The following is a 350-nucleotide window of genomic DNA, read 5'->3' on the forward strand; positions in this document are numbered from 1 at the left end:
CTTCGGGCCAGGCACCCAGGCCGGTCTGAAGAGCCACACCCTCTCCACCGGTGCCTCCGGCGTGTGGGTCCAGCTCTTCACCGCCGCCATGGTGCTCAACAAGCGCCCGGTGTCGTTCTCCGCCACGTACACCTCCGCGCTGGCGAGCAGCGTCAGCACCTTCCAGTCCTTCATGAAGCTCGCCGCCAACGGGCAGGCCGACTTCCCCACCTGGTCGTCCCTGCTCGTCTCGTACGGCGACCAGAGCCGGCAGGGCGGCGCCTGCGACGGCGTCACCAAGATCACCCCGGCCCGCGCCCAGGCCCTGAAGGCCGCCGGCTACTCGATCGTCGGGCGCTACCTCTACAACC

1 pseudogene is annotated in these 350 nt (G+C 69.7%); it reads left to right on the forward strand.

Annotated features, from left to right (window positions below):
* Positions 1-61: 61 nt before the first annotated feature.
* Positions 62-350, forward strand: a pseudogene (locus tag OQ02_RS39530) (glycoside hydrolase domain-containing protein); the annotation flags it as partial.

It is taken from the genome of Saccharothrix sp. NRRL B-16314, from assembly GCF_000716595.1.
Taxonomy (GTDB): domain Bacteria; phylum Actinomycetota; class Actinomycetes; order Mycobacteriales; family Pseudonocardiaceae; genus Actinosynnema.